We start from the raw sequence: 6626 nt of genomic DNA, 5'->3' as shown, positions 1-6626 counted from the left end.
AGCCCGCCTCCCTGCGCATACCTCATGACTCCGGCATACCGCAACGATCACGAAACGTCAGTTCCTCCCCCGCCACTACGAGTTCAACCTCAGCAGTTACGGCAACACCTTCGGAAACGCGGCGGGGCTACCTGTGGAGCAGAACGCAGAGTTGATGCCGTATGTCCCGAATTTCCCTCAAGTGACGATGTCGGTCGTCAATAAGGGGGACTGGTCCAGTGTCATTGAATATGGAAAGACCGGCCAGGTTCGTTTGACCGTACTCCACGATGACCTGTTCCTGCCGAACATCCTCGAACGCGACCAGGCCCTGCGCTATGATCCAAAAGGAAAGCGGCCGTCCGGCGGAGTAGCCAACGTCACCCCGCTCCAAACGACTTCATCCGCCCCCGAAGGGCTTTATTGACGGCTTATTGAAGCCGCTACAAATGCTACTGGACAGAAACTTACCGGCGAGTTCCAAGGCAAGGTCGGTTGTGTTGCAGCAAGGCGTCAGCTCCCGGTTGGTCGAGCGAGAGGCCGCCCTCTCGGAACTGGACGAGTCGCTCATCGCCTCACGCGGTCGCGCCGGCCGGATCGTGCTCCTGAGCGGCGCGGTGGGCATGGGCAAGTCGGAACTTCTGTATACCTTCGCCGAGAGGGCCTCGGCTTCCTGCCTTTGTCTCGGAGCCGTGGGCCGCGAGCACGAGGGCGACGTCCCCCTGGGCGTGGTCCGCCAACTCGTCCGGGATCTACAGCTCCCCGCGTCCCTGCATTCCCAGATGGCCTTGCTGGAGAGTCTGTTGACGGCGGGACCGACCACGTCCCGCGACGCCGTTCTGCTCCAGGCGCGCGTGGCGCACGGGCTGTGCAGCACCCTGTTACGTCTCGCGGGCACCAACCAGCTGCTGATCGGCGTGGACGACTTCCAGCATGCCGACTCGGCGTCGCTGGCCTGTCTGCTCCATCTGCTCCCACATGTCCGGACCGCGCCCGTGATGCTGGTGATCGTCCAGCCCGAGGGCGGCAGCCGGCACCCTCAACTGGACGAGGAGCTACGTCGCCATCCGCACTGCCGGCGTGTGCGCCTGACCGGGTTGTCCCCCGAGGGCACCGTGGCTCTCACCGAGCAGCGGCTGCGCGCGCAGGAGGCTCGCCGGCTGGGCCCCGTCTACCACTCGCTCAGCGGAGGCAGCCCCCTGCTGCTGCGGGCCCTGCTGGAGGACCGGCACAGCCGCCTGACGCGCCCGGGAGGCGGTCCCGACGGACCGTACGCGGACGAGGAGTTCCGGTACGCCGTCCTCGCCTGTCTGCGCCGCCACGAGGCTCTGGTGTCGGACGTCGCCCGTCTGCTCGCGGCCCTGGAGGACACCGCGACACCGGAGCGCCTCAGCAGTCTGCTCGGGACGAGTACGACGACGATCCAGCGCGCCCTGACTCAGCTGGAGGCTTCCGGGCTCACGCTGGGGACCGGTTTCCGCCACCCCGCGACGCGGGAGGTGATCTTGGAGGACGCGTCCCCCGATGTCATCTCCGCCGCTCACCACCGCGCGGCACAACTGCTGCACCAGGAGGGGGCCCCTTCCCTCCACGTGGCCCGGCATCTCGCCGCCGCGGGAAACGCCCAGGACGGCTGGGCCCGCTCGACGTTACTGGACGCGGCCGAGGCGGCGCGTCTGCGCGAAGACCTGCCGTTCGCCGTCACCTGTCTGGAGCTCGCCCTGCGCAGCACGGGCGACCCCGACGCCCGCGCCGTCACCGCGGCGCACCTGATCCAGCTGGAATGGCGGATCAACCCCGCGGCCGCGGAGCGCCGCCTCGACTCGCTGGTCGAGGCGGCGCTGGGAGGCCGGCTGCCGCAGGTTTCCGCGGTGTTGCTCGTCAAGTCGCTGCTCTGGTTCGGCCGTTGGAGGCAGGCCGTTTCCCTGCTCGACCTGCTCAGCGCATCCGGTGACACGTGCCCGCTTCTCCTGGGGCAGTTGTACGCCTGGCTACGTATACGGCATCCGTCGATACTGCCGCGCCTGTCCGCCGACCCCGGCCCCGAGCCCGCCTCTCCGGTCCAGGGGACGACACCGGACGCAGCCGCCGGCTCCGCCGACGGCCTGCTGTCGCTGACCCTGCAGGGCGGAGGCGGGGAATCCACCGCCCGCGGCGCGGAGCAGATCCTGAGTTCGTGCCGACTGGAGACCACGGGCGACGTCGACACCGTGGAGTCGGCGCTCCTCACTCTGCTCTACACCGGCCGACGGGACCGCGCCGCGGTCTGGTCCACCAGGCTCGCGGCGTCCGTGACCGCCCGCACGGCACCGACGTGGCAGGCCAGGCTCACCGCCATACAGGCGGAGGTCGCACTGCGTCAGGGCGACCTGCAGACGGCACTGCATCACGCGCGGTCCGCCATGAGCCTTGTCCCGCCACGCAGTTGGGGACTCGCCGTGGGCCTGCCGCTGAGCGTCCTCGTCCTGGCCGCGACCGCGACGGGCGTGCACGAGGTCGCCGAGGGGCAGCTCCAGCTACCCGTACCGGAGGAGATATACGGATCCTGGTACGGGATCCACTACCTGTACGCCCGCGGCCACCATCATCTTGCGGAGAAACGGCTGGACGCCGCGCTGGGAGATTTCCTGGTCTGCGGGGAAAAGGCGAGCGCCTGGAACATGGACCTGCCCACGTTCGTGGCGTGGCGTGGCGCCGCCGCGACCGCCCATCTGGGACTGGGGCAACGGGAGGAGGCGCGCAGGCTCCTCGAAGAGGAACTGGCCCGGCCGGGCCCTGCGAAGTCCAGCCCCAGGGGGGTGGCGCTGCGCCTGCTCGCCGACCTCGCCGATCCGCGGCGCAAGGTGGCGATCCTCAACAACGCCGTGACGCTGCAGAGGCTGACCGGAGACCGGCTCGAACTCGCCCGGTCACTCGCGGCCCTCGGCTCTGCCCAGCGGGCCGTCGGCGAGGCCGGTCCCGCCAGGCAGGCGCTGTACCAAGCACTGCGGCTGGCCGAGCAGTGCGGCGCCGTGCCCCTGCACCGCTCCCTTTTGACCAACGACACGGACGCAGCCCCGGTGCCACCTGCCGAGGACGCGGAGGATCCGCTGACCACAGCGGAACGCCGGGTCGCGTCCTTGGCCTGCTGGGGCCACTCCAACCGACAGATCGCCGACCAGCTGTGTGTCACCGTGAGCACGGTCGAGCAACACCTGACCCGCATCTACCGCAAGCTCAACGTGACAGGACGTGCCGAACTGCCCGCCATCTACCAGGACTTCGCCGAGGACGGCGGGGGCACGCCGCCGCCCCGGTCCAGCTGACCAGCCCACGGTCGCGCTCTCGCACAGGAGCCCGGCCGACGGGGTGGCATTCCCGGTTGGGCGGCCTCGTCGGCCGCACCCGGCGGAACTTGAAGATGCCGTGGAAGACCCGGACTCCGACCTTGTCGTGTTCGCCCTGGACATCCGTCCGAGTTCCGCCGCCGTGTGCTTGATCTCGGTCGACAAGGCATCGGCGGGGCGGTCGGGTCTGGCCCTCTTCCCGACCGCCCCGGGGGGTGGTGGCGGCCCTGCCGCCGATGGTCAGACGCAGAGCAGGACGATCAGGCCATTGCACTCGTAGTCGCCGTCGTCGTCACCACCACCATGGCCACGGTGAGCTCTTCCCTCACCGTGGCCTTGTGCCGAGATCCGTTCGGCAGCGGTCGTCTTTGCGGTGAGCTGCGCGGCGGGCGTCGCGGCAGCGGCGGAAGTGGCGGTGGCCGCCCCGGCCGCGCAGGCGATGCCCAGTACGGCACTCACCGCGAATATTCGCGGAAGGCGGAAAGCGATCTTGTTGGCGCGGCCGGGGCGAGTGGGGTTGTTCCCCTGTGCTGTGTTCATGCAGCCACCTTGCACACGCCAGCGGCCGATTTCGCTCCGAGCGCGGCCGATTGGGTGAGCCACGCGCGAGACGGCACTTCGCGGTTCCGGTGGCGCTTGTTTTCACGGTCCTCCGGAAGCCCGAACTCACCGTCCCCAGACCTGACTTGCCCGGTTTTCGTCAGGCGGCCGGAGTGTCCATGGGGCGCAACTCGTCCGCGTACGAGACGGAGATGCGGCGCATCAGGCCGTCCGCGGAGATGTCGTACTGGCCCAGGCGCCACAGCGGCGGAGAGTAGGCGTGGATGGAGACGGCGTCGTCGGTGGCGCCGGTGAGCCGGTGGATGTGCTCGGGGCCGAAGCAGAAGGACGTGCCGGCGTCGACCGTGACGCGCAGATGGCTGCCGCCGATGCGCGGGGTGGACTCCTCGAGTGCGCCCTGTACGACGGTGACGGCGCCGGCGGAGAGATCGTGGTCGTGCCAGCCGGTGTCGTTCTGCCGGGTCCAGCACAGCAGCCAGACGTCGACGTAGGCGTCGCGGTACAGGGAGGCGTAGTGCCGCTCGTGGTCGGAAAAGGCCACGTGTGCGCGCCACAGGTCCGGGCGGGCTGCGAGGTCCGTCACGAGTGCCCGGAGTTCGTGCTTGTCGAGGGTCCGCTCCGGCAGGGACTCGTACGTCATGGGTGGCTCCTTTCGGGGCTGCGTCGGGCTCGGGGCACGGTGGTTCAGGTGCGGCCGTGCAGCAGGCGGGCCGGGTTGACGGTGCGCAGGGCGTGGACGGCGGCGTCCGCGCCGAGGTCGGGGACTACGGGCGGTGCGTAGGGGCGGTCGCTGCCGTTGACGACCACGTCGATGCCGACGGCGCGGACGAGGGCGTCGACGGCCCGGGTGCCGTAGGAGGAGGTCTCGTAGAACACGTCGAAGTCGATCTCGCCGCGTCCGCCGCCGCGCGCGGCGAGCCGTTCGCCGTGCAGGGGCGCGAGGCCCGCGAGGGCGGCGAAGCAGACGCGCAGCGCCGGGTGGCGGGCGCGGCCGAAGGCGCGGAAGGCGAACCAGGAGGCGTGCAGCTGCTGCACGTACGGGACCAGGGCCGGCCACCACGGCGGGGTGCCGTCGGCGGGCGGGGTCGCGCCGGGGTGGACGAAGAGGGGCTTGTCGTGGCGGGTGAGGACGTCGAGGAGGGGTGCGCAGTGCGCCCAGCCTGCCGCGTCGAGGAGGGCGGTGGCAGGGAGTTGGAGGCCGACGCAGCCGCGGCCCAGTTCGCGTTCCACTGCTTCGGGGTCCGGCGCCGTCAGGCAGGGGGAGGCCCAGACGGCGAAAGGGGCCGGGAGGGCGAGAGCGCCGTCGTGGAACGCGGCCAGCAGGGGCACGGCCTCGGCGGGCGGCAGGTACTCGATGCCGAGGGGGCTGGAGAGGGACACCAGGGCCAGGTCGAGTCCGTCGGTGGCGGCGAGGCGGGTGCGGGCCTCGGGGTCGTGGTCGGCCGGGTCGATTGCGTAGGGCGGCTCGCCGGCCAGGTGCAGGGTCGAGGCGTCCAGGTACGGAGGCGTCGTGCGGGAGCGCAGCAGCTCGATGAGGGCGGGAGGCCAGATGTGCTGGTGGACGTCGGTGGGCACGCGGCGGTCCTCGCTGAGGAGAGCGAAGTCAAGCGATTCACTGATGCGGTTGACTTAACCGCTTAACAACGATCCCTGTCAACGATGTCGGGGCCTTGGCGGGGCGATGCGACCACAGGGCGCAGGTACCCCGGTAGGCTTCCAGGCATGGCCAGGCCCAACAAGCGCACCACCCTCCGGGAGGTGGCCGAGGCCACGGGCCTCTCCACCGCAGCCGTCTCCTACGCCCTGCGCGGCAAGCATGTCTCCAAGGAGACCGAGGAACGGGTACGCAGGGCGGCGGCCGAGCTCGGCTACGAGGCCGACCCGATCGCCCGCGCCCTGGCCAGCGGCCGTACCAGCATGGTCGGCGTCCTCGCGGGCGACCTCCAGGACCTGTGGCAGCAGCAGCTGATGGCGGCCATCGGCCGGGAACTCCTGGCCGGCGACCGCTATGCGCTGATCCTGGACGCGGGCGGCGACCCCGACCGCGAGCTGGTCCTCGCCAAGCAGTTGCGCGACCAGCGGGTCGACGCGCTGCTGGTGTCTCCCGTGGATCCCTCGGCGCAGGGCTGGGCCGCGATCGCGGACGCGCTGCCGGTGGTGGCCGTCGGCGACTCACTGAGCCGGGCTCGCACAGCCGGGCAGGTCATCTTCGACAACCGGGCCGGCATCGACGCCGTACTGGAGTATCTGCACGGGCTGGGCCACCGCCGGGTGACCGTCCTGACGCCGACCCGGCCGAGCACACCGGACCGGCCGGCCGATGTGTACGTGGGCGAGGCGGCCGACCGGCTCGGGCTGCGGGCCGAACTGGTGCCCTGTCCGCAGGAGTTGAGCGAGGCGACCGCGGTGGCGCGGCGCGTGCTGCAGGGTGCGCACTCGCCGACGGCGGTGTTCTGCTTCTCGGACTCGCTGGCGTACGGGGTGTATGCGGCCGCGGCGGAGGACTCCCTGGAGGTGGGCCGGGACGTCTCCGTGGTCGGCTTCGACGACCATCCGGTGTCGCGGGTGCTCACGCCGCCGCTGACCACGGTGGACTGGGGGCTGAGCGAGATCGCGGCCCAGGCGGCACGGCTGACGGTTGCGGCGATCGAGGGCAGGCGGGTGCGTAGGAAGCGGGTGCTGTGTGCGCCGCGGATGCGGGAGCGCGGGTCGACGGTGCGGGCCTGAACCCCGGATGAACCGGAGATAGACTCACGCGGC

Annotated in this window: 5 protein-coding genes and 1 pseudogene; 3 read left to right on the top strand and 3 right to left on the bottom strand. The window is 70.7% G+C overall.

What is annotated here, in order from left to right:
- Nucleotides 1-94: 94 nt before the first annotated feature.
- Together AB0N07_RS32675 and AB0N07_RS32670 are read left to right on the top strand one after the other, a co-directional pair.
- Nucleotides 95-406 (top strand): annotated as a pseudogene (locus AB0N07_RS32675) (arylcarboxylate reductase); the annotation flags it as partial.
- Between the two features lie 97 nt (nucleotides 407-503).
- Nucleotides 504-3284 carry an AAA family ATPase gene (locus AB0N07_RS32670; protein WP_365841258.1) on the top strand — a complete coding sequence of 927 codons (2781 nt, stop codon included), beginning with the start codon at nucleotides 504-506 and terminating at the stop codon, nucleotides 3282-3284.
- A gap of 261 nt (nucleotides 3285-3545) precedes the next feature.
- On the opposite strand, the gene AB0N07_RS32665 is transcribed toward AB0N07_RS32670, so the two are convergent.
- The 3 genes from AB0N07_RS32665 to AB0N07_RS32655 form a co-directional block, all read right to left on the bottom strand.
- Nucleotides 3546-3845 (bottom strand): hypothetical protein, encoded by a 300-nt coding sequence (locus tag AB0N07_RS32665; protein WP_365841256.1) that lies wholly within the window; start codon nucleotides 3843-3845, stop codon nucleotides 3546-3548.
- A gap of 160 nt (nucleotides 3846-4005) precedes the next feature.
- Nucleotides 4006-4506 carry a cysteine dioxygenase family protein gene (locus AB0N07_RS32660; protein ID WP_365841254.1) on the bottom strand — a complete coding sequence of 167 codons (501 nt, stop codon included), beginning with the start codon at nucleotides 4504-4506 and terminating at the stop codon, nucleotides 4006-4008.
- 44 nt (nucleotides 4507-4550) lie between these two features.
- On the bottom strand, nucleotides 4551-5441 hold the full coding sequence (locus AB0N07_RS32655; protein WP_365841252.1) for an amidohydrolase: 891 nt from the start codon (nucleotides 5439-5441) through the stop codon (nucleotides 4551-4553).
- Nucleotides 5442-5588: 147 nt separating this feature from the next.
- Between AB0N07_RS32655 and AB0N07_RS32650 the strand changes: the two genes are divergently transcribed.
- A complete protein-coding gene (locus tag AB0N07_RS32650; protein ID WP_365841250.1) occupies nucleotides 5589-6593 on the top strand; it encodes a LacI family DNA-binding transcriptional regulator in 1005 nt (334 codons plus the stop codon).
- The last annotated feature ends 33 nt before the right edge of the window (nucleotides 6594-6626 follow it).

Origin of the sequence: Streptomyces sp. NPDC051172 (genome assembly GCF_040682555.1) — a bacterium.
In the GTDB taxonomy this organism is placed as follows: domain Bacteria; phylum Actinomycetota; class Actinomycetes; order Streptomycetales; family Streptomycetaceae; genus Streptomyces.
The sequence above is the reverse complement of the archived record's forward strand: the minus strand, read 5'-3'. Positions and strand labels throughout refer to the sequence as shown.